The sequence below is a fragment of the Bordetella genomosp. 8 genome (assembly GCF_002119685.1).
GTDB lineage: Bacteria > Pseudomonadota > Gammaproteobacteria > Burkholderiales > Burkholderiaceae_B > Bordetella_C.
In genome coordinates this window covers 4,383,031-4,406,870 of sequence record NZ_CP021108.1, presented here as the reverse complement: position 1 = coordinate 4,406,870, position 23,840 = coordinate 4,383,031, and the positions used below count along the sequence as shown (strand labels likewise).

At 66.2% G+C, this 23,840-nt stretch carries 21 protein-coding genes; 15 read left to right on the top strand and 6 right to left on the bottom strand.

The window, feature by feature from the left end:
• The first annotated feature begins 76 nt into the window (after positions 1 to 76).
• Positions 77 to 1,543 (top strand): MocR-like pyridoxine biosynthesis transcription factor PdxR, encoded by a 1,467-nt coding sequence (gene pdxR / locus CAL12_RS20025; RefSeq protein WP_086066229.1) that lies wholly within the window; start codon positions 77 to 79, stop codon positions 1,541 to 1,543.
• Positions 1,544 to 1,600: 57 nt separating this feature from the next.
• On the opposite strand, the gene CAL12_RS20020 is transcribed toward pdxR, so the two are convergent.
• A complete protein-coding gene (locus tag CAL12_RS20020; RefSeq protein ID WP_086066228.1) occupies positions 1,601 to 2,278 on the bottom strand; it encodes a GntR family transcriptional regulator in 678 nt (225 codons plus the stop codon).
• A gap of 151 nt (positions 2,279 to 2,429) precedes the next feature.
• Here CAL12_RS20020 and CAL12_RS20015 point away from each other — a divergent pair, with 151 nt between their 5' ends.
• Positions 2,430 to 3,377 carry a Bug family tripartite tricarboxylate transporter substrate binding protein gene (locus CAL12_RS20015; RefSeq protein ID WP_232464943.1) on the top strand — a complete coding sequence of 316 codons (948 nt, stop codon included), beginning with the start codon at positions 2,430 to 2,432 and terminating at the stop codon, positions 3,375 to 3,377.
• Positions 3,378 to 3,483: 106 nt separating this feature from the next.
• Here CAL12_RS20015 and CAL12_RS20010 read toward each other — a convergent pair whose 3' ends face one another.
• The gene (locus CAL12_RS20010) at positions 3,484 to 4,419 is read right to left on the bottom strand and encodes a cation diffusion facilitator family transporter (protein ID WP_086066226.1); all 936 of its coding nucleotides are present in this window, start codon (positions 4,417 to 4,419) and stop codon (positions 3,484 to 3,486) included.
• 172 nt (positions 4,420 to 4,591) lie between these two features.
• Here CAL12_RS20010 and CAL12_RS20005 point away from each other — a divergent pair, with 172 nt between their 5' ends.
• The 9 genes from CAL12_RS20005 to CAL12_RS19965 all read left to right on the top strand — a co-directional run bounded on the left by CAL12_RS20005 (position 4,592) and on the right by CAL12_RS19965 (position 12,729).
• A complete protein-coding gene (locus CAL12_RS20005; protein WP_086066225.1) occupies positions 4,592 to 5,533 on the top strand; it encodes an acyl-CoA desaturase in 942 nt (313 codons plus the stop codon).
• A gap of 2 nt (positions 5,534 to 5,535) precedes the next feature.
• Positions 5,536 to 6,816, top strand: a complete 1,281-nt coding sequence (locus CAL12_RS20000) for an NAD(P)/FAD-dependent oxidoreductase (RefSeq protein WP_086066224.1) — start codon at positions 5,536 to 5,538, stop codon at positions 6,814 to 6,816.
• Positions 6,813 to 7,598, top strand: a complete 786-nt coding sequence (locus tag CAL12_RS19995; RefSeq protein ID WP_086066223.1) for a DUF1365 domain-containing protein — start codon at positions 6,813 to 6,815, stop codon at positions 7,596 to 7,598. The genes CAL12_RS20000 and CAL12_RS19995 overlap by 4 nt, the downstream gene beginning before the upstream one ends.
• Positions 7,595 to 8,869 carry an SAM-dependent methyltransferase gene (locus CAL12_RS19990; protein WP_086066222.1) on the top strand — a complete coding sequence of 425 codons (1,275 nt, stop codon included), beginning with the start codon at positions 7,595 to 7,597 and terminating at the stop codon, positions 8,867 to 8,869. The genes CAL12_RS19995 and CAL12_RS19990 overlap by 4 nt, the downstream gene beginning before the upstream one ends.
• On the top strand, positions 8,866 to 9,633 hold the full coding sequence (locus CAL12_RS19985) for a DUF1295 domain-containing protein (RefSeq protein WP_086066221.1): 768 nt from the start codon (positions 8,866 to 8,868) through the stop codon (positions 9,631 to 9,633). The genes CAL12_RS19990 and CAL12_RS19985 overlap by 4 nt, the downstream gene beginning before the upstream one ends.
• Positions 9,634 to 9,655: 22 nt before the next feature.
• Positions 9,656 to 10,744, top strand: coding sequence for an SAM-dependent methyltransferase (locus CAL12_RS19980; protein WP_086066220.1), 1,089 nt, complete (start codon positions 9,656 to 9,658; stop codon positions 10,742 to 10,744).
• Between the two features lie 2 nt (positions 10,745 to 10,746).
• Positions 10,747 to 11,265 (top strand): lipocalin family protein, encoded by a 519-nt coding sequence (locus CAL12_RS19975; protein WP_086066219.1) that lies wholly within the window; start codon positions 10,747 to 10,749, stop codon positions 11,263 to 11,265.
• A gap of 179 nt (positions 11,266 to 11,444) precedes the next feature.
• Positions 11,445 to 12,002, top strand: a complete 558-nt coding sequence (locus tag CAL12_RS19970; protein WP_198298274.1) for a sigma-70 family RNA polymerase sigma factor — start codon at positions 11,445 to 11,447, stop codon at positions 12,000 to 12,002.
• A 4-nt stretch (positions 12,003 to 12,006) separates the two neighbouring features.
• Entirely contained in the window at positions 12,007 to 12,729 is a 723-nt protein-coding gene (locus CAL12_RS19965; protein ID WP_086066218.1) for a ChrR family anti-sigma-E factor, read from the top strand.
• Between the two features lie 48 nt (positions 12,730 to 12,777).
• On the opposite strand, the gene CAL12_RS19960 is transcribed toward CAL12_RS19965, so the two are convergent.
• Positions 12,778 to 13,230: an Lrp/AsnC family transcriptional regulator gene (locus CAL12_RS19960; protein ID WP_086066217.1), complete on the bottom strand. Its 453-nt coding sequence runs from the start codon at positions 13,228 to 13,230 to the stop codon at positions 12,778 to 12,780.
• A gap of 121 nt (positions 13,231 to 13,351) precedes the next feature.
• Between CAL12_RS19960 and CAL12_RS19955 the strand changes: the two genes are divergently transcribed.
• On the top strand, positions 13,352 to 16,903 hold the full coding sequence (locus CAL12_RS19955; protein WP_086066216.1) for an indolepyruvate ferredoxin oxidoreductase family protein: 3,552 nt from the start codon (positions 13,352 to 13,354) through the stop codon (positions 16,901 to 16,903).
• Positions 16,904 to 16,972: 69 nt separating this feature from the next.
• Positions 16,973 to 17,959: a Bug family tripartite tricarboxylate transporter substrate binding protein gene (locus CAL12_RS19950; RefSeq protein ID WP_086066215.1), complete on the top strand. Its 987-nt coding sequence runs from the start codon at positions 16,973 to 16,975 to the stop codon at positions 17,957 to 17,959.
• A 25-nt stretch (positions 17,960 to 17,984) separates the two neighbouring features.
• Here CAL12_RS19950 and murJ read toward each other — a convergent pair whose 3' ends face one another.
• Complete coding sequence (murJ, locus tag CAL12_RS19945; RefSeq protein WP_198298273.1) at positions 17,985 to 19,565, bottom strand: murein biosynthesis integral membrane protein MurJ; 1,581 nt, start codon at positions 19,563 to 19,565, stop codon at positions 17,985 to 17,987.
• Between the two features lie 186 nt (positions 19,566 to 19,751).
• Here murJ and CAL12_RS19940 point away from each other — a divergent pair, with 186 nt between their 5' ends.
• Both CAL12_RS19940 and CAL12_RS19935 read left to right on the top strand, forming a co-directional pair.
• The gene (locus CAL12_RS19940) at positions 19,752 to 20,351 is read left to right on the top strand and encodes an ABC transporter ATP-binding protein (protein WP_086066214.1); all 600 of its coding nucleotides are present in this window, start codon (positions 19,752 to 19,754) and stop codon (positions 20,349 to 20,351) included.
• Positions 20,348 to 21,145: an ABC transporter permease gene (locus tag CAL12_RS19935; RefSeq protein WP_086066213.1), complete on the top strand. Its 798-nt coding sequence runs from the start codon at positions 20,348 to 20,350 to the stop codon at positions 21,143 to 21,145. The genes CAL12_RS19940 and CAL12_RS19935 overlap by 4 nt, the downstream gene beginning before the upstream one ends.
• 106 nt (positions 21,146 to 21,251) lie before the next feature.
• Here the strand turns inward: CAL12_RS19935 and CAL12_RS19930 are convergent, their stop codons facing one another.
• Positions 21,252 to 22,751: a catalase gene (locus CAL12_RS19930; RefSeq protein ID WP_086066212.1), complete on the bottom strand. Its 1,500-nt coding sequence runs from the start codon at positions 22,749 to 22,751 to the stop codon at positions 21,252 to 21,254.
• A 119-nt stretch (positions 22,752 to 22,870) separates the two neighbouring features.
• Positions 22,871 to 23,761: an SDR family oxidoreductase gene (locus tag CAL12_RS19925; RefSeq protein ID WP_086066211.1), complete on the bottom strand. Its 891-nt coding sequence runs from the start codon at positions 23,759 to 23,761 to the stop codon at positions 22,871 to 22,873.
• Positions 23,762 to 23,840: the final 79 nt, after the last annotated feature.

The window sequence follows — 23,840 nt, the reverse complement described above, 5'->3', positions numbered from 1 at the left end:
TTCCTGGAAAGTTCATGGAACCACTTCGGCGCGAGGGCACGACTGCCGCCATTCCACCGACAACAGGGAGCACCGATTGGACGCCATGCTGAGCGAATGGTTGAAGGCCCAGATGGCGGAGCCTTCGAGCGAACCGGCCTATCGCCGGCTGGCCCGGCTGTTGCAGTCAGCCATCCTGGAAGGCCGACTCGCGCCAGGGCTCCGGCTGCCCGCCTCCCGTGTACTGGCCGCGGATTTGTCCATCGCGCGCAATACCGCGATCCAGGTCTACGAGCAGTTGCAGGTGGAGGGCTATGTGGAATCGCGAACCGGCAGCGGCACCTATGTCGCCGATACCAGGCCCCCCGTATCCCTGCCGGCGCGGGCACCGTTGCGCCGCCCGGCCAGCGGCATGCGGCGGCTATCGGAACGGGGCCGCCGTACCATCGAAATGGCCAGCGTGGCCCGCACGCAATGGGGCGCCTTCATGCCTGGCGTGCCGGACGTCACGGAGTTCCCGAGCCGCATATGGAGCCGGCTGCAAAACCGGATCTGGCGCCATGGCCGGCAGGAGCTGATGACCTACGCGCCGGGCGGCGGGTATCCGCCCTTGCGGCGCGCGATCGCCAGTTATCTGCGCGTATCGCGGGCGGCGACATGCGCGCCGGAGCAGATCATCGTCACCACGGGAATCCACCAATCCGTGGACCTGGCGATCCGTCTGCTGTGCGACGTCGGTGACGAGGTCTGGGTCGAAGACCCCTGCTACTGGGGTGTGCGCACCCTGTTGCTGTCGTCGGGCTTGAAGCCCGTGCCGATCGCCGTCGATGCCGAAGGCATGAACCCATCTGCTCGCCAGCTTGGCCGTCCGCCACGCCTTATCATCTGCACACCGTCACACCAGTATCCGCTGGGTTGCGTGATGAGCCTGCAACGCCGGCGCACACTATTGCAGTACGCCCGCATGCACGGCTGCTGGATCATCGAGGACGACTACGACAGCGAGTTCCGCTACGGCATCGGCCCTCTGGCGTCCTTGCAGGGACTGGACCAGGACGGACAGGTCATCTACGTCAGCAGCTTCAGCAAGGTCCTTTTTCCCGGCATGCGCGTGGGGTACATGGTCGTCCCGGAAGCCATCGCCGAGCTGTTCGCCAAAGGCATTGCCGAGCTATACCGGGAAGGCCAGATGATGGCGCAGGCGACACTGGGCGAATTCATCGATGAGGGCCACCTGGCCTCGCATATTCGCCGCATGCGCGCGCTGTATCAGCAGCGCCGTGACACCCTGCTTGCGGCGATCCGGGATAGTTACAGGGACCGGTTTCCGGTCCTAGGCGACGACGCCGGCCTGCACCTCGTGCTGGCGCTCCCCGGGATACGCGATGACAGCGACGTGGCGGGGCGCGCCGCGGCCGCGGGGATCATGGTGCGCGCGCTCAGCGGCTATTACGCTACGCGGCGCGGCGCGCGCCAAGGTCTCATCCTCGGCTATGCATGCGTACCGCAGGCCCGCATCCCTTCGTCGTTCGCGGTGCTCCGCGACGTGATAGATGCGGCATAGATGCGCCGCGAGGCAAGGGCTGCCCTCCGCAGGCCAGGCGGCGCCGATAGCGATGCGCTACTCAGCGCGCCCGTCGTCATCCGGCAGAAACGGTGCGAGCGCCGACACGGTGGCCATCACGTGCTTGCGCATCGTCGCTTCGCAATGTGCCGGATCGCCGCCGCGTATGGCGTCGATCAGTTCCTGGTGCGCCTCTCGCATGCGGACCGCGACGCGGCCGGGCTCTGAGGCCCACAGGCGCATGTAGGGCTCCACCACCGCGTGCAGGTCCGCGATCTGCTGTTGCAGCCTGGGTTGCCGACAGAAGCCGCACAGGTACTCGTGGAATTCGCGATGGGTGCTGGTCTGGTCCACGGCCGCGGGCGCGGTGCCGTCGAGTTGATCCAGCATGGCGTCGAGGCGGTGCAGTTGGACGGGGCCCATGTTCTCCATCGCGTTGCGCAATGCGAGGCCCTCCAGGACCGATCGTATCTGGAATACCTCCAGCATTTCGCGGCGATTCAGCCGGCGCACCACCGCGCTGCGATTGGTGCGTATCGTGACCAGACCTTCGGAGGCCAGGCGTCGCAGCGCCACCCGCACAGGGGTGCGGCTGATACCGATTTCGCCGGCGATGATCTCCGGGACGAGGCGGCTGCCGGGCCGCGCGGCTCCCTGCACGATCTGGCGTTGTATGTGCTGATACGCCTCCTCTTCCGCGTTCAACGCGCTTCTGGGCAGCAGCAGTTTTTCCATGTGGTCGCACCCTGGCGGTTTTCGTGCTAAAAACGGTAAAACTGGATACAGTTATACAGTTGTCCAGTTTTTCCTAGTATAGGCGGCGTCGTTGATAAACCGCCAATCGAACATGCAAGGGGTACACATGAAGAAAGCCGTATCGGGCCTGATGCTCGCTATCGCGTCAGTCCTGCCTAATGCCGGATGGGCTCAGCCCGCCTCCTGGCCAGACCGGCCGGTCAAAATCGTCGTTCCATTCCAGGCGGGATCCGCCACTGACCTGATCACGCGGCAAGTCGCGCTGGTGCTATCGCGGGACTTCGGCCAGCCATTCGTGGTGGAGGCACACCCCGGCGCCGCGGCCGCCATCGGAAGCTCCATCGTCGCCCGGGCCGCTCCGGATGGCTACACCTTGTTGATGGGGGGACCGGCGGCGGTCGTCACCAACCGGTTCACGCAAAAAAACCTTGGCTACGATCCTGACAAGTTCGAGCTTGTCTCCATGGTGGCCTACACGCCGAATATCCTTTTGACCACGCCCGGGCAGCCGTTCAAGACCCTGCCGGAGATGGTGGCTTACGCGCGCGCCCACCCGGGCAAGCTGACATACGCGTCCTTCGGCACCGGCACCACGTCCCATCTGGCCGGCGAACTGCTGAAACAAGCCACCGGCACCGACATTCTTCACGTGCCCTACAAAGGGGCCGGCGAAGCCATTCCCGCGCTGCTGGGCGGACAGGTAAGCCTGTACTTCGACACGATCATGACGGGACTGCCGCAGGTACGGTCCGGCAAGCTGGTCGCCCTGGGTATGTCCACCGCCAAGCGCTCCGATCAGGCGCCGGACATCCCCACCATCGCGGAACAGGGCTACCCTGGCTATGACATCGCGCCGTGGTATGGGATCGTGGCCCCGGCCGGTACGCCGGAACCGATATTGGACAAACTGAATGCCGCGATCAACAAGGCCCTGCAAAGCGGCGAGCTGCGGACCAAGCTCGCGGAGGCAGGGGCGGAGCCTTACGGTGGAAGCCGCGAATCCTTCAAGGAATTGATCGCCAAGGAAATCCCGCGCACCCGCAAGCTCCTGGAGCAAGCCGGCTTCGTCGACAAATGAGCTTGGCGTTCCAGGTCTGAGCCACCGTTCACGGCAGGGCGGGCAACCGCCTGGGCCAGAAGCCCGCAAGCACGAATGCCTTGCGGGCTTTTTTTGTTCAGGTCGCCTAATTCGAGGGCTGGTCGCTGCCCGTACGCTGTAGCCGCGTTTCGGATTCGATGAAGACGCGCTTGACCCGCCGGTAGCGCGACTTGATGCGCGCATCGATCAGGTCGAATATCTCATGCGCCTGTGCGCGATCCAGAGTGGGCGATAGCATCAGGCTGACGTTGACCAGTATGTAGTCCGGGCCCATATGCATGGTCAGGATTTCGTTGACGCGATCGACGCCAGGGGTTTCTTCCATCAGCGCCCGGACACCGTCCACCACCTCCGGCGAGGCGCTTTCGCCGATCAGCAGGCCCTTGGTCTCGCGGGCCAGCAATATCGCCACGGACGCGAGGATCACCCCGATGACGATGGACGCGGCGCCGTCATACATCATGTTGCCGGTGACCTCGCTCAAGGTGAGCCCCGCCAGTGCGAACAGCAGGCCCAACATGGCGGCGCTGTCTTCCAGGAGCACCGCGAATGCCGTGGGATCCTTCCCGGCTTCGACTGCTTCCAGATACCCCTGCTTGCCCTTTTGCCGCCTGAATTCCTTGAGCGCCACCAGCCACGCACTGCCTTCGAACAACATGCTCAGTCCGAGCACGATGTAGTTGACGACGGGGTCTTCGATCCGGACGGGCTCACGCAAGTGCCGGACGCCTTCGTAGATCGAGATGCCGGCGCCGAGCGAGAAGATCAGCAGCGCCACGATGAAGCTCCAGAAGTAGATTTCCTTGCCGTGGCCGAAGGGAAAGCGCTTGTCGGGCGGTCGCCGCGCCTGCCGCATGCCATACAGCAGGAATCCGCCGTTGCCGGTGTCCACCAGTGAATGGACCGCTTCGGACAGCATGGCGGAGCTGCCGGTGTACATGGCGGCGAACAACTTCGTCAGGGCGATGAGCAAGTTGCCAGCCAGCGCCACATAAATGACTTTCTTGCTGCCGGTAGCCATGAGTCTCCTGGGTATGAGGTCGGCGGGATAAGGTCGGGCTCGTCACCGTTCCGGGGCACAGCCAATTTCATTCCCAAGCGGGAACGGCGCTTCTGCGGGTTATCCCTAGGTGATCCAAACCCATCCAGGCCCCGTATGAAGGGACACGGCTTGGACAGGACAGGACAGGATAATGCGCGGGGACTCGGAAGGTGGCATCGGTGGCTGGACCACGTCGATACGGCGGTGGGTGGACACGCAGGCGCAGGGCGCGCCGGGCGGCGACCTGGATCGTATCGACGTGGCCCGGGCGCTGCCATTCCTGCTACTGCACCTGGCCTGCCTGGGGGTGTTCTGGACGGGCGTATCGCCGGTGGCGTTGGCGGTGGCGGCGGGGCTGTACGCGCTGCGCATGTTCGCCCTTACCGCCTTCTACCACCGCTATTTTTCCCACCGCACCTTCCGCACGTCGCGGCCCATGCAGTTCGTGTTCGCGCTCGCGGGCGCCGCCTGTGCGCAGCGGGGGCCCTTGTGGTGGGCGGCGCATCATCGTCACCACCATCGCCATGCGGATGACGCCCTGGATTTGCATTCGCCCATGCGCCACGGCTTCCTGTGGAGCCACATGGGCTGGTTCCTGACGCCGCGCGCTTTCGCCACCGACATGCAGCGCGTGCCCGATCTCAGGAATTTCCCCGAATTGCGTTGGCTGGACCGCTACGATGTCGCCGTGCCGGCGGTGTTGGCGCTGGGCTGCTATGCCCTGGGCGCCGCCCTTGAGCACTACGCCCCCGGCCTGGGTACCGATGGTCCGCAGATGCTGGTATGGGGCTTCTGCATCTCCACGGTGGCGCTATTCCACGCGACGGTGACCATCAACTCCTTGGCGCACCGTTATGGCAAGCGCCGCTACGATACCTCGGACGCCAGCCGCAACAACCTGTGGCTGGCGCTGCTGACCTTCGGGGAAGGCTGGCATAACAACCATCATTTCTATCCTGGCTCGGCGCGCCAGGGCTTTCGCGCCGGCGAGATCGATATCACCTGGTATGGCCTGCGGCTGCTGGCGGCCGCTGGACTGATCTGGGACCTGAAGCCCGTGCCGGCCTGGGTGCTGGCGCGCGCCAAGGAGTGAACATGCGCGTGGCCGTCATCGGTTCGGGCATCGCGGGTATGGTCTGTGCCTGGAAGCTGGGCCAGCAGCGCGACTGCGACGTGACGCTTTACGAAGCGAACGACTACCTGGGCGGACATACGCATACCCATGCGGTCGAACAGGATGGCCGCCAGTACGCGGTGGACAGCGGCTTCATCGTTCACAACCCGGTGAACTATCCCCGCTTCACGGCCATGCTCGACGAGCTGGGCGTGGCGTCGCAGCCGACGACCATGAGCTTCTCCGTCCACAAGCAGGCCGGCGGCCTCGAATACAACGCCACGTCGCTGGATGCGCTGTTCTGCCAGCGCCGCAACCTGGTGTCGCCGCGCTTCCTGGGCATGGTGCGGGACATCATGCGCTTCTACCGCGAGGCGCCGGGCTTGCTTCAGGGGGACGGGCCCGGCCCGACGTTGGGCAATTATCTCCACCAGCATCGCTACGGCGCGGCGTTCCGGGACGATCACCTGATCCCCATGGCGTCGGCCCTGTGGTCATCGCCGGCGGCTCGCATCCTGGAATTTCCCGCCCGCTACCTGGTGCGGTTCATGGCCAACCATCAGATGCTGCAGGTGAGCCAGCGGCCGCAGTGGCGCGTCGTCCAGGGCGGTTCCAACAGCTATATCCAGGCCTTGCGGCAGCGCTGGCGCGTGCGCGTGCGTCTGCAGTGTCCGGTCCGCGCCGTCGTGCGGCACACCGATTCGGTCACGGTCGTGACGCCCGACGAGCGCGACGCCTACGACCATGTGGTATTGGCCTGCCACAGCGACCAGGCCCTGGCCCTGCTCGCGGATCCCACGCCCGCCGAACGCGAGGTCCTGGGAGCGATCGCCTACCAGGACAACGACGTCGTGCTGCACACCGATGCCCGCGTGCTGCCGGGGCGCCGCAAGGCCTGGGCCGCGTGGAACGCCTATGTGCCGGCCGATCCAGGCGCGCCCTGTTCGGTCAGCTACTGCATGAATCTGCTCCAGGGCCTGGAATCGCGCCTGCCTTTCATCGTCACCTTGAACCGCGACGACGCCATCGATCCGGCGCATGTGCTGGCGCGCATGCGCTATCACCATCCTGTCTACACCGTGGCGTCGGTGGCCGCGCAGGCTCGCCGGCAGGACATCTCCGGCCACCAGCGTACGTGGTACGCGGGCGCGTATTGGGGGTGGGGGTTCCATGAGGACGGCGTGGCCAGCGCGCTCGACGTCGTACGGCAAATCCAGTCGCGGCCGGAGGCCACGGCGGCCGCGGCCAAGGTGGCGGCATGAAGAGCGCGCTTTATGAAGGCCGGGTCATGCACAAACGGCATCTGCCGCATATGCACGCCTTCGATTTCCGCATGGCGCAGCTCTATCTGGACCTGGACGAGATCGACGAGGTGTTCCGCGGACGCTGGCTGTGGTCGACCGACCGTCCCAACCTGGCGCAATGGCGGCGCGCCGATTATCTCGACGGTGCGGCGACGGACGGCGCCGCGAGCCTGTCGCTGAAGGACGCGGTGCGCGCGCGCCTGGGGCAAGCCATGGATAGCGTGCCCGCCGGGCCCATCCGGCTGCTGGCCCACGCTCGCTACGCCGGCCATGTGTTCAACCCCGTCAGCTTCTATTACTGCTATGAGGCCGACGGCGTCACCCTGGCCGCGATCGTCGCCGAGATCACCAACACGCCATGGAAACAGCGCCATTGCATCGTGCTGCCGGTCGACGCCGCCCGCAGGCGCGGAGAGTTCTACACCTGGGCGTTCGACAAGCGCTTCCACGTGTCGCCTTTCATGCCGATGGATTGCGCCTATGACTGGACGCTGACCGCTCCGGCCGAGGACTTGCGCGTGCACATGCGCGTCAGCCACCAGGACCGGGCGCAGTTCGACGCCCACTTGTATCTGCGGCGCCGGACGCTGGATGGCGCGGCGCTCGCCCGCGTGCTGTGGCGGTTCCCGCTGATGACCCTGCAGGTGATCGGTGCCATCCATTGGCAGGCGCTGCGCCTGTGGCTCAAGCGCAATCCCGTCTACGACCACCCCGGCACGCCGAACGGAGAACCCGAATGAAACCCATGACATCGTCCGATCATGCCGCCATCACGGCCGTGAGCCGCGTCGGCAAGGTCGATCGCCTGCTGCGCAAGCGCCTTTTCGCCGGGCTGGCGGGCTTGCGCCATGGTCGGCTGGTGATCCAGGACTGCCTGGGAAGCACCACGCTGGGTGACGGCGAGCCCACCGTCCACCTGGCTGTCGGCGATATGGCGTTCTATCGCCTGGTTGCCACGCACGGCAGCGTGGGGGCGGGCGGAGCCTACGGCGCGGGAATGTGGGGCTGCGACGACCTGGTCGGCCTGGTGAGCCTGCTGGTGCGCAACCGCGACACGCTGGACGATATGGAGTCGGGGCTGGCGCGGCTGGCCGCCTGGGTATTGAAGGCCTGGCATGCCGGCAACCGCAACACGCGCGCGGGCAGCCGCCGCAACATCGCCGCCCATTACGACCTGGGCAACGATTTCTTTTCACTGTTCCTTTCCCAGGACCTGATGTATTCCTCGGCGCTGTGGGAGGGCGCGGACGATACGCTGGAAGCCGCGTCCAGGCGCAAGCTGGACCTGATCTGCCGCAAGCTGGACCTGCAGCCCGGCGACCAGGTCATGGAGATCGGCAGTGGCTGGGGCGGCTTCGCCATCCATGCGGCGCGCCATTACGGCTGCCATGTGACGACCGCCACCATCTCGCAGGAGCAGCATGCCCTGGCGGTCGCGCGGGTGCGCGAAGCCGGCCTGCAGGATCGCGTCAAGGTGGTCCTGCGCGATTATCGCGACCTGCAGGGCCAATATGACAAGGTGGTCTCCATCGAAATGATCGAGGCCGTCGGCGCGCGCTTTTTGGAAGGTTACTTCCGCAAGATCTCCGACCTGCTGCAACCGCGCGGACGCGCCCTGGTCCAGGCCATCACGATCGAAGACCATCGCTATGCGCAGGCCCTGCGGTCGGTGGATTTCATCAAGCGGTACATCTTTCCCGGCAGCTTCATCCCGTCCATCGAGGCCATGTTGCGGGCCAAGACGCGGGCCTGTGACCTGGCGCTGGTCCATCTGGAGGACTTCGGGCTGTCGTACGCGCGCACCTTGCAAGCCTGGCGGCAACAGTTCCTGGCGCACCTGCCGCTGGTCAGGGCTCAGGGCTTCGACGAGCGCTTTTGCCGCATGTGGGAGTTCTACCTGGCCTATTGCGAAGGCGGTTTCCGCGAGCGCTCGATCGGCGTATCGCACCTGCTGCTGACCCATCCCCAGGCGCGCGTCGCGGGCGATCGCTGGGTACCGGAGCAGCCATGACGCCGCCGCAGCAATGGCTGGTCATCGTCATGTGCATGGTCGTCGCCATGGCCCTGGGATGGCGCTGGCAGTCCCGCCACCGCAATGCGGGGATCGTGGACGTCATCTGGTCGCTCGGGATGGGGGCCAGCGCGCTGCTGATCGCCGCGACCGGCCAGGGTTCGGGCATCGCCAGGATCTGCCTGGCCGTCATGGCCGGCGTGTGGGCGGCGCGCCTGGCATGGCATATCTGGCGGCGCGTGCGGCAGGAAGAGGACGGCCGTTATCGCGCGCTCCGCGAGCACTGGCATGGCCACCAGGGAAAGTTCTTCGGCTTGTTCATGTTCCAGGCGGGGCTCGTGGGTCTGTTCTGCCTGCCATTCCTTGCCGTCGGTGCGAGTCCGGCCGCGGGCATGCCGGTGGTCCTGGCGCTGCTGATCTGGGTCGCCGCGGCGGCGGGCGAGATCGTCGCCGACCTCCAGCTGGACCGATTTCGCGACGACCCGGCGAATCGCGGCCGGACCTGCCGCGACGGCCTGTGGCGCTATTCGCGCCATCCCAATTACTTCTTCGAATGGTGCCAGTGGTTCGCGTATGTGGCGCTGGCCTGGGGATCGCCGCTGGCCTGGCTTGCCTGGCTGGGGCCGGTGCTGATGTTCGTATTCCTGCGCTGGATCAGCGGCGTGCCCTATACCGAGAAGCAGGCGCTGCGCAGCCGCGGCGACGACTATCGCGATTACCAGGGCCGTACGCCGGCCTTCTTTCCCTGGTTTCCCAAATCCTGATTTCCATACGACGAGGCACGCCATGACGACAGCGACCCTGCAGGCGACGGAACTCGCCGCCGATCGTCCCGCGCCCGGACTGCTGGGGCTGGCCGAGCGCGGCCTGGTTCCGGATCCGCTCCTGCGCCTGGGCATACGCCGCCTTTGCGGACAGCGCCTGGCCCAGGAGTATGCGGGCGGCATTGAGGCCTGGACTGAGCGCGAACAGCAGCTCATCGCCAGCCTGCGCGAAAGCGCGGTCGCCATCCATACCGATGCCGCGAACGCCCAGCATTACGAGCTGCCCACCGAATTCTTCCAGCTCTGCCTGGGCGCCCGCATGAAGTACTCGAGTTGCTACTACCCCACGGGCGACGAAACGCTGGACCAGGCGGAGGAAGCCATGTTGCGCCTCTATGCGGAGCGGGCGGAACTCGCGGACGGGCAGGATATTCTCGAACTGGGTTGTGGCTGGGGCTCGCTGACGCTATGGATGGCGGAGCAGTTTCCGCACGCGCGCATTACCGCCGTCTCGAATTCCGTCACGCAACGCCAGCACATCGAGGCCCGTTGCCGCGAGCGGGGCTGGCGGCATGTCCGTGTGCTGACCTGCGACGTGAACGTGCTGTCGCTGCCCCACGGGGCCTACGACCGCTGCGTGTCGATAGAGATGTTCGAGCACATGCGCAACTACCAGGCCCTGATGGCCAACATCGCCCGATGGCTGTACCCCGCGGGCAAGCTGTTCGTCCATATCTTCGCCCATCGCGAACGCGCGTATCCGTTCGAGACCGCCGGGGCCGACAACTGGATGGGCAGGCATTTCTTCACGGGCGGCATCATGCCGGCGGCTTCGACACTGCTGCATTTCCAGGGCGACCTGCAATTGGAAGACAGATGGTTCCTGGACGGGACGCATTACCAGCGCACGGCCAATCACTGGCTGGCCAACCAGGACGCCCGTGCCGACCGGGCCAGGAAGGCGCTGGCTGGCGCTTACGGGCCGCTCGCGGGCCTGTGGCACCAGCGATGGCGCATGTTCTGGATGGCTTGCGCCGAATTGTTCGGCTATGACGATGGCCAGCAATGGGGCGTGGGCCATTACCTGTTCAGCCACCCGCGGGGAGAATGACCATGTTGCGCGCGCTTTGTGCCGGTATCGCGGGCCTGCTGGCGGGATGCAGTACCCCCACGCCCATGCCGCCCGTCAATCATGTGGACCTGCACCGCTTCATGGGGGACTGGTATGTCATCGCGCATATTCCCAGTTTTCCGGAACGCAATGCCTATGACGCGGTGGAAAGCTACCGCCTGTTGCCGGACGGCCGGATCCAGACCGACTTCCGGTATCGGGACGGCAGCTTCGACGCCAAGGTGGAAACCATGCATCCGGTGGGGACGGTGACGCCGGATACCGGCAATGCCGTCTGGGGCATGCAGTTCGTCTGGCCCATCAAGGCGGAGTACGTCATCGCGTACCTGGACGAGAACTACCAGACCACTATCGTCGGTCGATCGAAGCGGGACTATGTGTGGATCATGGCGCGGGTACCTTGCCTGCCCGACGACGTCTATGCGGGGCTGGTACGCAGGGTGAGCGAGCTGGGCTATACGGAACCGCTGCGCAAGGTGCCGCAGCAATGCGCGAAGTAGCGCCGTGACGGCCTGATCGACGCTCGGGTGACCGCGCGATGTGCGCATCCGCTATGCTCGCCTTCTCGATGCCGGTTTATGCCGCGCGCGGACGGCATTCCGCGCGCGCCGCCGGCCCCGCGGCGGACGCCGCGGAAACAACCGCAATCACGGAGCTTGCGACGGGTTTGAGAAACGCAGTGGATGACGTCGATCAGGGGTGTGCCGGGCAGCCGGATTGGGCGCCGCTGGTGCGCGCGGTCGCGCGCGATCGCGATCGTGCCAGCTTCATGTGTATCTACGACTATTACGCGCCCCGGCTGGGCCGCTACCTGGAAGGCCTGGGCGTGCCGGCCGGCCTGGCCGAGGAGCTGGTGCAGGAAGCATTGTTCAAGCTGTGGCAGAAGGCCGACCAGTACGATCCCGCGCGCTCGACGTTGAGTACCTGGCTGTACCGGATCACCCGCAACCTGTACATCGACCACTACCGGAACGAAAAAGGCTGGACGGCGGTGCAGGTGGTCCTGGATGAATTCGAGGCGACCGATACCAGCAGCGCGGAAGAGGAAGCCTCGGAACAGGCCTTGCGTGCCGCGCTTGCCAGCCTTCCCGCGCAGCAGGCCAGGATCGTCGAGATGTGCTATTTCCAGGCGAAGAGCCACGGCCAGATCGCGGAGGACCTGAGTATGCCCTTGGGGACGGTCAAGTCCAGCATCCGCCTGGCCTTCAAGAAACTACGTACGTTGTTGACGGATTGATGCCATGAAACCTCAACATCACTTGGATGACGCGACGTTGGTCAGCTACAGCGCCGGCGCCTTGCCCGAGGCCCTCTCGGTGGCCGTCGGCGCGCATCTGGAGATGTGTCCGCATTGCCGGGCGCGGCTGCGGCAAGCCGACGCCGTGGGCGGCGCGTTGCTGGAAGCGCGGGCGGGCGAGGGTAGCCCGGACGAAGCGGCTTCTTTGTTGAAGCCCCAGGCCCGCGCGGCCATGCTGCAACGTCTCGATGCCGACGGTTCGGGGATGCCGGCCGTTGCCGGACATGTCGTTGCCGGGCAGGTCGCGGGCATGGGAGCTTACGCGGCCGCGCCGGCGCAGGGCGACGAGGACTGCCTGCCCGCCGCCCTGCGCCCGTACTTCGGGACCCGGTACAGCGGCCTGCAATGGCGCTTCCTGGCGCCGGGCGTACGCATGGCCAAGGCGCGCGTGTCGCAGGGCCGGCTTTTCCTGTTGATGCTGTCGCCCGGCGTGCGCATGCCCGAACATGGCCACGGCAGCGCCGAGCTGAGCCTGGTGCTGCGCGGCGCCTACGAGGACCGCTTCGGCATCTTCCGCGCCGGCGACATCGCGGATCTGGACTGCGACGTGGAGCATCAGCCCATCGTGACCGACGAGGGCATCTGCATCACCCTGGGCGCCACCGATGCGCCCATCCGTTTCAAGAGCTGGGGGCTGAGGCTGCTCCAGCCCTGGTTCGGCATGTAAGGCCCTGGCTCGCGTGCTCCAGTCTATCGTTATGCCACAAGGCGGACGCTAGAGAGGCAGCCGCTGCTCGTGCTTGATTTCGCGCAGGGCCACGATGGTTCGCGTCTGCCGGATGCCTGGCAGATTGAACAGGAAACGGTGCAGGAAGCGGTCGTAGTCTTCCGGGCTTTCGACCAGTATCTTGAGCAGATAATCCGAATCGCCGGTGACGGCATAGCACTCGAGGATTTCCGGTGCGCTGCGTACCGTGCGTTCGAAGTTTTCCACGGTGTCCGAGGAATGCCGCTCCAGGCTGATCTGGGCGAACATGCAGCCGTGCAGGCCGACCTTGGTGCGATCGACCTGCGCGGCGTATCCCACGATCGTGCCATCCGATTCCAGCGCCTTGACGCGCCGCCACACCGGCGCGGCCGACAAGCCGACCCGGTCCGACAGCTGCTGGGCCGACGCCCGTCCGTCTTCCTGTAGGGCCTTCAGGATCGCGACATCGGTCTTGTCCATGGTTTTTCCGATTATTCCGGCTAAAACGAAACGTTCATTTCGCATTATAGGGAAAGCACGATCCAATAACGCAATAAACCCGCTGTCCATCGCTCCTATCATGTTGCGAGGAGGAGCAATCATGGACGGTACACCGATCGCGGAACTGGGGCTGGACCTGGACTACCGCTTGGAAGACAACTACACCCGCACGGAGGGACGCGTCTTCCTGACCGGGACGCAGGCGCTCTTGCGCATGCTGCTGACGCAGCGCCGGCTGGACCGCGAGCGGGGACTGAATACGGCCGGGTTTGCGTCGGGATATCGCGGATCGCCTTTGGGTGGCGTGGATATGGCCATGTGGAAAGCCAGGAAAATCCTGGACGCCAACCAGATCAGCTTCCTGCCCGCGATCAACGAGGACATGGCCGCCACGGTCATCATGGGTACGCAGCAGGCCGGCGTGCGCGCCGATCGCAAGGTGGATGGCGTCTTCTCCCTGTGGTACGGCAAAGGCCCGGGCGTGGATCGCGCCGGCGATGCGCTGCACCATGGCACCGCCGCCGGTGCGTCGCGCCACGGCGGCGTGCTGGTGGTGGTGGGCGACGATCACACCGCCGCGTCCTCGTCGATTCCGCACTCCAGCGAGGCCTCGCTGATCGCCTGGCAGATGCCCATCGTGCATCCGGCGTCGGTGGATGAATACGAAACCTTCGGCCTGTATGGTTGGGCGCTTTCCCGCCACGCCGGCACCTGGGTGGCGTTCAAGGCCGTGTCGGAGACAGTGGAAAGCGGGCAGTCCTTCCTGCCCGCGCCCACGCCGTCCTATTCCATGCCCGAAGATCCGGAATTGCCGGCGGAAGAACTGGAATACACGGCGCGCGATTTCCTTTCGCTGGCTGTGGAAAAGCGCATGAATACGCGCATGAAGGCCGTGCGCGCGTTCGTCGCGCGGCACTCCATCGACAAGCTGGTCTGCGCGGCGCCCCATGCGACGGTGGGGATCGTCACCGTCGGCAAGGCTCATCTGGATACGATGGAAGCGCTCGCGCGGCTCGGCATCGACGTCCAGGCGCCCGATGCGCCCGTGCGCGTCTACAAGCCCGGCCTGGCCTGGCCGCTGGACGCCGGCCGTTTCCAGGAATTCGCGCGTGGCCTCGGCCACATCCTGGTGGTCGAGGAGAAGAACACCGTGGTCGAGACGCAGATCAAGGATCTGTTGTTCAACCAGGCCGAGCGCCCCACCGTGGCCGGCAGGACCGGCCTGGATGGCGAACCCTTGATTCCTTCCGCCGGCCAGTTGCGTCCGTCCCTGCTGGCAGGTCAGCTGGCGGCCTGGCTGGCCCGCGCGGCGCATCGGCTGGTGAAGATCGACGCCGCGGCGTTCGCCTGTCCGGATGCCTTGTCCAACGAAGCCGACGGCATGCGTCGCCGTCCTTACTTCTGCTCCGGCTGTCCGCACAACACGTCCACCAAGGTCCCGGGAGGCAGCCAGGCCCTGTCGGGGGTCGGCTGCCATTACATGGCGGCGTGGATGGACCGCGATACCGCGGGCCTGACACAGATGGGCGGCGAAGGCGCGGACTGGATCGGCCTGTCGCGCTACATCGACACGCCGCACGTTTTCCAGAACATGGGCGAGGGCACGTATTTCCATTCGGGGTATCTGGCCATCCGCCAGGCGGTGGCGGCCCAGGCCACCATGACCTACAAGATCCTGTTCAACGACGCTGTGGCGATGACGGGCGGACAACCCGTGGACGGGCCACTCTCGGTGCCGCGGATCTGCCGGCAATTGCGGGGCGAAGGTGTCGAGCGCATCGTCATCACTACCGACGAGCCCGAGAAGTACCAAGGGGTGGACGTCGCGGGCGCCAGCGTGCACCACCGCCGCGAACTGGACACCCTGCAACGCGAACTGCGTGAAATGAAAGGCGTGACGGTGCTGATCCACGACCAGACCTGCGCCGCCGAAAAGCGCCGTCGCCGCAAGAAAAACGAATTTCCGGATCCGCCGCGGCGGATGGTGATCAACAGCGCGGTCTGCGAGGGCTGCGGCGATTGCGGTTCGACGTCAAACTGCCTGTCCGTGGTGCCCCTGGAAACGCCATACGGCCGCAAGCGCGCGATCGACCAGTCGAGCTGCAACAAGGACTATTCCTGCGCGGACGGGTTCTGCCCCAGCTTCGTTTCCGTCATGGACGCCAAGCCGCGCGCGAGCGGGGCGTCCACGCGCGACCGGGAGGCTTTGCAGGCGTCGATCGCCGCCTTGCCCATGCCTGCCATCGCGGCCGTGGAAGCGCCGTATCGCCTGCTCGTCGCGGGCGTGGGCGGCACGGGCGTCATCACCATCGGCGCGCTGGTCGCCATGGCCGCCCATTTGCAAGGCCTGTCCGCGTCGGTGCTGGACCTGACCGGCCTGGCGCAAAAAGGCGGCACCGTAATCAGCCATATCCGCCTGGCGCCGCGTCACATGGCGGCCGGCCCCGTGCGCCTGGACTGGCAGCAGGCGGACGCGGCCATCCTCTGCGATCTCGTGGCGTCCACGTCGGCCGACGCCCTGGGCGCACTGCGCCGGGGCGCCACGCGGGTGACGGTCAACACCTATGTCGCGCCCGTGTCCGAGTTCACGCGGAATCCGGATGCGGCCATGCGGCCCGAGGCTTTGCTCGCCAAGGTGCGGCACGCGGCGGGCGAGGACAGGACCGCCGCCATCGACGCGCGCGCGGCGGCCCTGGCCCTGTTCGGCGACAGCATCCTGGCGAACGTGTTCATGCTGGGCTACGCATGGCAGCGCGGCGACGTGCCCCTGACGCACCCGGCGCTGTTGCGCGCGATCGAGCTGAACGGCGTGGCAGTGGCTTCAAATCGCGCGGCGTTCGACGCCGGCCGCCTGGCCGCGCACCAGCCGCGGGCCTTGGGGGACGTGCTGCGCCCGCGCGAGTCGGTGGTCCAACTGAACCTGCCGGAAACCCTGGATGCCGCGGTGACGCGGCGCGCCTCGGAACTGGCCTCTTATCAGGATGCCCGCTATGCCGCCACGTATCGCGCGTTCGTGGACCGGGTCGCGGCGCGCGAACGCGAGTTGGCCGAACGCGCGGGCACGCGAACGTCGCCGCGCCTGGCGCTGGCCGTCGCCCGCAACCTGTTCAAGCTGATGGCCTACAAGGACGAATACGAAGTCGCGCGCCTGTACACCAACGGCGACTTCACCCGGCAGCTGGAAGGCCAGTTCGAAGGCGTGCCGGGCAGGGACTACCGATTGCGTTTCCACATGGCGCCGCCGATATTCGCACGCAAGGATCCCACGACCGGATCGCCACGCAAGATGACGCTGGGCCCGTGGACGCTGTCGGCGATGAAGGTGTTGGCACGCATGAAGGGACTGCGGGGAACGTGGGTGGACCCCTTCGGCCATACCCGCGAGCGCAGGATGGAACGCGAGCTGATCCGTCAGTATCGCGAGGTCGTCGAATCCTTGCTGGCCACCTTGAGTCCGGACAACCTGGATCGTGCCGTCAAGATCGCCGCCTTGCCGGAAAAGATTCGTGGCTATGGCCACATCAAGCGGGCCAGCGTGGCGCGCTATCGCGATGCGCTGGCGGCGCATAACGTTGAAATTAACTCAACGTTCTGGAATACGTTTACAGAGACGCCACCGACGAAAGCGCCTACAGTCTCCTCTGCCATATAAAACAAATCGATTGCGGGGCCAGCTGCGCGAGTCGCCCTGGCGCGGCATCCCGCGGGGTGGAGACAAGCAATGACCCAGCTACGTCGACGCGGGGCGCTGGCCCTGGCGCTGTTTTCGTTCGCCTGCGCAAGCCTGTCCGGCGTACGCGCCGACGCCGCGTATCCGGATCGCGCGGTGCGCGTGATCGTGCCGTTCGCGGCGGGCGGTGGCGCCGACATCGTCGCGAGGCTGGTCTTCAAGGGAGTGGGCGAGCAACTGGGCCAGGCCTTCATCATCGACAATCGCGGCGGTGCAGGCGGGATCATCGGCACGGACGCGGTCGCCAAGGCGGAGCCCGATGGCTATACCCTGCTGCTGGGACAGAGCGGTCCCAACGCCATCAATCCGTCGGTGTACAGCAAGCTTCCATACGATGCGCGCAAGGACTTCGCGCCGATCACGCAGCTCACCCGTTACCCCTACGTCGTGGCCGTCAAGAAGCAATTGCCGGTGAACGACTTGAAGGAACTGATCGCCCTGGCGAAACGCCAGCCCGGGACGCTGACCGTGTCGACAGCGGGGCAGGGGAGTTCATCGCACCTGGCGATCGAGCTGTTCATGCGGCAGGCGGGGATCTCCATCAACCCGGTCCCGTACAAGGGCGCCGGTCCGGCCTTGCTGGACGTGGTCGGCGGCACCGTCGATATGACGTTCGGCGACGCGGCGTCCGCGTCCAAGCAGGCGCAGGCGAAGAACGTGAAGGCGCTGGCCGTCACGGGGGCGAAGCGCTCGCCGCTGCTGCCCGATGTCCCGACGGTCGCCGAGGCGGGCGTGCCGGGGTATGAGGCTTCAGCGTGGCACGGCGTGCTGGCACCGCGCGGCACGCCGGAACCGGTCATCCGCACCTTGCAGGAAGCGATCGCCAAGGTGCTGGCGGATCCCGCCCTGAAGGCGCGGCTGGCGGAGGACGGCATCGAGACGGTGGGAAGTTCGCCGGCCGACTTCAGCCGCGCGCTGCTGGCCGAGATCGACAAGTGGCATACGGTCGTGGTTGAGGCCAATATCAAGCTGGAATAGGCGAACGGCCATCGAAGGCCCTAGCCTAGCGCCGCTTCAGGCGTCGACCCAGCGCCTGCATGAAACTGCGGCATTCGTCGACCCGCGCCACGTAGGTCATCGCGAAATAAAGGACGCCATAAAGGCCCAGCACGACGATGCCCAACAGCACCGGCTGTTGCCACGCCAGCGTGATCTTCAGCGCGTAGGCGGCGGCGGCCGACAGGCCGGCGGCGGTCCATAGCTGCAATAGCAGCGCGCGTGGCAATCCCGTGACGCCTATCCGCGCATTCAAGGTGCGGCGTAGCAGGAACAGCTCCACCCAGGCCGCGACGCCGGCCGATGCGGTCAGGCCGACGGTGCCCCATTGGGGCGCGATGCCCAGTCGCGCTGGCAACACCAGGGCGCAGGCGAGGCCCAGCACGGTGGTCAGCAGCAGGCGGACCAGGGCGTATCGCAGCGGCGTGCGCGGGTCCAGCAAGGCGTAGTAGGTGGACGAATACAGGCGGCCCAGCGTGGACGCGAGCAGCCCCACGCCCGAGCCGGCGATGATGGCCCACACGAACACGGCATCGTCATGCGTGAAGCGGCCGGACTGGTACAGCGCCGCCGTGATGACATCGCCCAATACGAAGAAGGCCATCGCGGAGGGCACCACGAAGAATGCAATGCGGCGCATACCGCGATCCAGGCGGGAGCGCAGGGCTTCCCTGGCGTCCGTCGCGCCATCGTCGCCCAGCGAGCGCGCCATCGCGGGCAATTCGGATGCCGATATCGCCATGCCGAACAGGCTGACGGGCAGCATGTTGATGGAAGCGGCCGTGGTCATCGCGGCCATGGCGCCGGGACCCAGCAGCGTCGCGATGGCCTGGTCGACGTAGGAGCTGATCTGCACGACGCCCCGGCTGATGGCCACCGAGCCGAAATTGCGAAACACCTCGCGCACGTTGGCGTTGGCGCCATCCGGCCGCAGAGGCAGCCTGCCCGTCAGCCGCAGCACCGGCGGCAACTGGATGATGAACTGCAGCAGGCAGCCGAACGTCGTGCCCCATGCCAGCCATACCGCCAGGTCGGGCAGGCTCGAGTTCCGGAAGATCACCATGGTCGCGATCATGGAAAGATTCCAGATCACGGGCGCCGCATAGGACAGGAAAAACCTGCGATGGCTGTTCAGGATGCCCAGGCACCATGCCGAGCCCACCAGCAGCCCCAGGCCGGGAAACAGGATGCGCACCAGCAGGATGGTGAACTCGCGCTTTTCTCCCGTGTACCCCGGCGCGACCGCCCAGATGAGCCACGGCGTGGCCAGGATGCCGACCAATACGATCAGGGAGATCACCAGCGACAGCACGGCGGCGACGGCGCCGGCCACCCGGTCGGCTTCTTCCTGCCGGCCCTGGGCAAGCAGGCGCGCGTACACCGGGATGAAGGACGCGGAGAGCACGCCTTCGCCGAAGAGGTTCTGCAGGAAGTTCGGCACGCGCAGCGCCGAACTGAAGGCGTCGGCGATGTCCGACAGGCCGAAGTAATGGGAGAACACCCGCTGACGGACCAGGCCCATCAGGCGGCTGCAGAGGATGCCGGCCGCCACCATGATGGCGTGCCGCGCGCTATTGTCCTTCGCCATGAATGCGCCCGGGAAAGGCGCTGATTCTAGCAAGACGGGGCACATCGCGTGGTGGGCCACGCGGCAACGGGAAGGGCCTGGAGAAGACAGCCCGCTCCGGCGACAATGGCCGCCGTCACCCGACACCGGCGGTGCCATCATCGCCGCCCATATCGCCCACATTGCCAGCATGGGGATCATCCATCCATGTCCTTGCTCACCCTGGATCGCCTTTCTTCGGCACGCCTGTCGCCCGTCAGCCTGAAATGCCAGCCCGGCGAATGCCACGCCATCCTGGGGCCGTCCGGCTCGGGAAAATCCGTGCTGCTGCGGCTGATCGCCGATCTGGACCCTGGCGACGGCGAGGCCTCCCTGCGCGGCGTGCCCCGCTCGCGGATGTCAGGTCCGCAGTGGCGGCGAGAGGTCGTGTACTGCCAGGCCGAGGCCGGCTGGTGGCATGAGCGTGTCGCCGAGCACTTTCCCGACCGGGAGGCCGCGACCGCGGCAATGAGCCGGCTGGGCCTGGCCGCCGGCAAGCTGGACGCCATGGTGCATGAGCTGTCCACCGGAGAACGCCAGCGCTTGGGGCTGATACGGGCCTTGCTGCTGCGGCCGTCGGTGTTGCTGCTGGACGAGCCCACGGCATCGCTGGACGCGCAGTCGACGATGCAGGTCGAGCAGGAAATGCGGCGCTGCCTGCAGGATGGCCGTGCCGTGCTGCTGGTCACGCATAGCGCGGAGCAGGCGGAGCGTATGGCGACCCATTCCTGGCGCATGGAGCAAGGCCGCCTGGAGCGGCGCGCATGAATGTGATCTATCTGACGACCGCCGACCTGGCCTTGGCGGCAAGCCTGGTGGCGTTGGCCGCGCTGATCTCGCTGGGGCTGCGCCTGGCCTTGCATGGACAGGTGTTGTGGGCCGCGGCGCGGACGGTCGTGCAGCTGCTGCTGGTGGGCCACATCCTGCGGCTGGTCTTCGCGCATGCCTCGGCTGCGGCGACCATCCTGGTGCTGCTGGTGATGATGGCACTGGCCGCGCGTGAAGTTGCCGCGCGTCCGCGCGAGCGCATCGTTCGCCACGGCAATGGCATCGTGGCCGCGATCACGGTGATCACCGCCACGCTGGTGACGGCGATGTTCATCCTGCACACGGCGCTGCGCCCCGCGCCCTGGTACGACCCGCGCTATTCCATCGCGCTCGTCGGTATTGTCCTGGGCAGTGTGTTGAACGCCGCGAGCCTGAGCCTGGATACCGTGCTCTCCGGCGTGCGGCGCGAGCGCGCGGGTATCGAGGCAAGATTGGCGCTGGGCGCGACGGCGCGCCAGGCCTTTGCCGGCTTGCTCCGCGAGGCCGTGCGCCGTGGGATAGTGCCGACGATCAACCAGATGTCTGCGGCGGGAATCATCACCTTGCCGGGGATCATGACGGGGCAGATACTGGCGGGCATGGACCCCGTCGAAGCGGCCAAATACCAGATCCTGCTGATGTTCCTGCTGTGCGGGGCCAGCGCGCTGGCGGCGATGGGCGCGGGATATCTTGCGATGAAACGCCTGACGGACGGTCGCGACAGGCTGCGGCTGGATCGCTTGCGCGACAGGTAGGGCGGGTATCGGCAGACGCCGCGGTGGGTTGGGGCGGCGATGGCGGCCCCAACCCGCCGCAGTGCGCCTCACGCGCCCCTGACGACGTGCCGTGCGTCCGTCGCGCTCAGCCCTGGCCCTGGCCTTCCGCGGGCTTGGGCGCCTGACCCTTGCGCACCTTTTCCTCGATGCGCGCGCCGACATCCGCGTCGATTTTTTTCCAGTAGTCGAACGCGCGGCTCAGGACGGGTTCGCGCACACCGCCCAACAGGCTGCCCGACACCGTATCGACCAGCGCCGTGCGATCGGCGTCGCTGAATACCTCGCGCACCATGGTGCCGGCCTGGCTGAAGTCGTCGTCTTCGGCATGCAAGGTATAGGCGCTGCGCACCATTGCGCCGTCCGCTTCCCAGCCGTTGTCGACCTTGCCGGTTTCATCCGCCCAGGGGCGATCGCCGCTGTTGGGGACATATACCGGCGCCGCGCCCGTATGGTGGTAGGTCATGGGGCCATCGATCATGTAGGTGTTGACCGGCACCTTGGGCTGGTTCACAGGCAACTGGTGGAAGTTGGCGCCGATGCGGTTGCGATGCGCGTCGTTGTAGGCGAAGGCGCGGCCCAGCAGCATCTTGTCCGGCGACAGCCCGATACCCGGCACCGTGTTGCCCGGCGAGAATGCCGCCTGCTCGATTTCGGCGAAGAAGTTCACCGGATTGCGGTTCAAGGTCATCGTGCCGACCTTGATCAGCGGGTAATCCTTGTGCGGCCACACCTTGGTCAGGTCGAAGGGGTTGATGCGGTAGTTTTTGGCGTCGGCATAGGGCATGATCTGCACCGAAAGCTCCCAGGACGGACAGTCCCCGCGTTCGATGGCTTCGAACAGGTCGCGCCGATGGAAATCCGCATCGGAGCCGGCCATGGTGGCGGCTTCGGCATTGCTGAAGAAAGCCATGCCCTGTCGGGTATGGAAGTGGTACTTCACCCAGAAACGCTCGCCCTGCGCATTGACCCACATATAGGTATGCGAGCCGTAGCCGTTCATCTGCCGCCAGGTGCGGGGCAGGCCGCGCGGACCCATCAGATAGGTGACCTGGTGCGCGCTTTCCGGGTTGTTGGTCCAGAAATCCCACTGCATGTTGTTATCGCGCAGCCCGCGGTCCGGCAGGCGCTTCTGGCTGCGGATGAAATGCGGGAACTTCATCGGGTCGCGCACGAAGAAAACCGGCGTGTTGTTGCCGACCAGGTCGTAGTTGCCTTCAGTCGTGTAGAACTTCAGCGAAAACCCGCGCACGTCGCGCCAGGTGTCTGGGCTGCCTTGTTCGCCGGCCACCGTGGAGAAGCGCGCCAGCATTTCCGTCTTGGCGCCGCGCTGGAACAGGGCGGCCTTGGTGTACCGGGAGACATCCTCGGTAGTTTCGAACACACCGAAGGCGCCCGATCCCTTGGCGTGGGGTTGGCGTTCTATCGTTTTTTCGCGGTTGAAGTGCGCCATCTGTTCGAGAAAGTGCACGTCATGCAGCAAGATGGGGCCGTCCGGGCCCACGGTCAATGAATTGCGATCGCTGACCGCGGGCGCGCCCGTGGTGGTGGTCGATGGCGCGGACGTATCGAATGGCTTGTCGGTCATGGTGATCTTCTCTCCCTGTGCGGTTGGGCGCGTGCACGAAAAGCGGGGCACGCGCGAAAGCGGATGAGCACCAGGATAGCGTGCCACAGAGTCGGGACGCCATGCAATGACGGAGAAGCTTACATTTCGGCCAGGCGCGCGAGATCAGCAAGCAGGCCAGGACCGGTGGGTTGCCACCCCAATATGCGTCGCGTCTGCTGGCTCGATGCGGCCAGGTCCCTCGTGACGAAGTGGGCCAGCCAGCCGAAGCGCGCCTCGGCTTCCCCGGGCGCGACGGTTTCGACCGGCAGCGCCAGGCGGCGTCCCAGCGTTTCGACGATATCGCGCATGGCCACGCCTTCTTCCGCAACGGCGTGGTATTTCGCCCCGGGAGCGGCTTTTTCCAGGGCCAGTCGATACAGGCGCGCGACGTCGTCGACATGCGCCGCCGGCCAGCGGGCGCTGCCGTCGCCGATATATGCGAGGCTGCCGCGCTCGCGGGCCATGGCGATGAGGTAAGTGATCAAGCCCTGCCGTACGGTGTCGTGGACTTGCGGCAATCGTACGATTGAAACATTGACGCCCATCGCGGCGACCGCGGCGGCGGCTTCTTCGGACGCGGCGCGGGGGATGACGGACGAGCTGACCGTGGGGTCGTCTTCCATCGCGGCGTGCCCAGGCTCGGTGCGGGTCAGCGCGGTGCCGGAGGTGACGATCAGCGGTTTGGCCGTGCCGGCCAGCGCCGCGCCCAGGGTGTCGATAACCCGGCGGTCGTCTTCGCAATTGTCCTTGTACCTGGAGAAGTCGTGATTGAAGGCCAGGTGGATGACGCCGTCCGACCGGGCCGCACCGGCCCTTAGGCTGTCGGCATCTTCGAGCGACCCGCGATGGACGGTGGCGCCCGCCCCGGCAAGCGCCGCGGCCTTGCTGTCGGAGCGGCAGAGGCCAATGACCTGGTGGCTCGCCGAAATCAATTCCCTGACGACGGCGGAGCCGATGAAGCCGGTGGCGCCGGTGATGAAAATACGCATGGTGAAGCGTCTCCCGTGGATCGCTGGAGGGTGGATATGAGGGTGGGCACTGCGCCCAGGGAGATAGCCTGCACCCTGT

Coding starts and splice junctions, on each gene's coding strand:
- CAL12_RS19980 (WP_086066220.1), top strand. CDS start 9,656: ATGACGACAGCGACCCTGCAGGCGACGGAACTCGCCGCCGATCGTCCC.
- CAL12_RS19995 (WP_086066223.1), top strand. CDS start 6,813: ATGAAGAGCGCGCTTTATGAAGGCCGGGTCATGCACAAACGGCATCTG.
- CAL12_RS19935 (WP_086066213.1), top strand. CDS start 20,348: ATGAATGTGATCTATCTGACGACCGCCGACCTGGCCTTGGCGGCAAGC.
- CAL12_RS20005 (WP_086066225.1), top strand. CDS start 4,592: ATGCGCGGGGACTCGGAAGGTGGCATCGGTGGCTGGACCACGTCGATA.
- CAL12_RS19960 (WP_086066217.1), bottom strand. CDS start 13,230: ATGGACAAGACCGATGTCGCGATCCTGAAGGCCCTACAGGAAGACGGA.
- CAL12_RS19940 (WP_086066214.1), top strand. CDS start 19,752: ATGTCCTTGCTCACCCTGGATCGCCTTTCTTCGGCACGCCTGTCGCCC.
- CAL12_RS19985 (WP_086066221.1), top strand. CDS start 8,866: ATGACGCCGCCGCAGCAATGGCTGGTCATCGTCATGTGCATGGTCGTC.
- CAL12_RS20000 (WP_086066224.1), top strand. CDS start 5,536: ATGCGCGTGGCCGTCATCGGTTCGGGCATCGCGGGTATGGTCTGTGCC.
- CAL12_RS19930 (WP_086066212.1), bottom strand. CDS start 22,751: ATGACCGACAAGCCATTCGATACGTCCGCGCCATCGACCACCACCACG.
- CAL12_RS20015 (WP_232464943.1), top strand. CDS start 2,430: ATGCTCGCTATCGCGTCAGTCCTGCCTAATGCCGGATGGGCTCAGCCC.
- CAL12_RS19975 (WP_086066219.1), top strand. CDS start 10,747: ATGTTGCGCGCGCTTTGTGCCGGTATCGCGGGCCTGCTGGCGGGATGC.
- CAL12_RS20010 (WP_086066226.1), bottom strand. CDS start 4,419: ATGGCTACCGGCAGCAAGAAAGTCATTTATGTGGCGCTGGCTGGCAAC.
- CAL12_RS19925 (WP_086066211.1), bottom strand. CDS start 23,761: ATGCGTATTTTCATCACCGGCGCCACCGGCTTCATCGGCTCCGCCGTC.
- murJ (WP_198298273.1), bottom strand. CDS start 19,565: ATGGCGAAGGACAATAGCGCGCGGCACGCCATCATGGTGGCGGCCGGC.
- CAL12_RS19990 (WP_086066222.1), top strand. CDS start 7,595: ATGAAACCCATGACATCGTCCGATCATGCCGCCATCACGGCCGTGAGC.
- CAL12_RS19950 (WP_086066215.1), top strand. CDS start 16,973: ATGACCCAGCTACGTCGACGCGGGGCGCTGGCCCTGGCGCTGTTTTCG.
- CAL12_RS20020 (WP_086066228.1), bottom strand. CDS start 2,278: ATGGAAAAACTGCTGCTGCCCAGAAGCGCGTTGAACGCGGAAGAGGAG.
- CAL12_RS19965 (WP_086066218.1), top strand. CDS start 12,007: ATGAAACCTCAACATCACTTGGATGACGCGACGTTGGTCAGCTACAGC.
- CAL12_RS19955 (WP_086066216.1), top strand. CDS start 13,352: ATGGACGGTACACCGATCGCGGAACTGGGGCTGGACCTGGACTACCGC.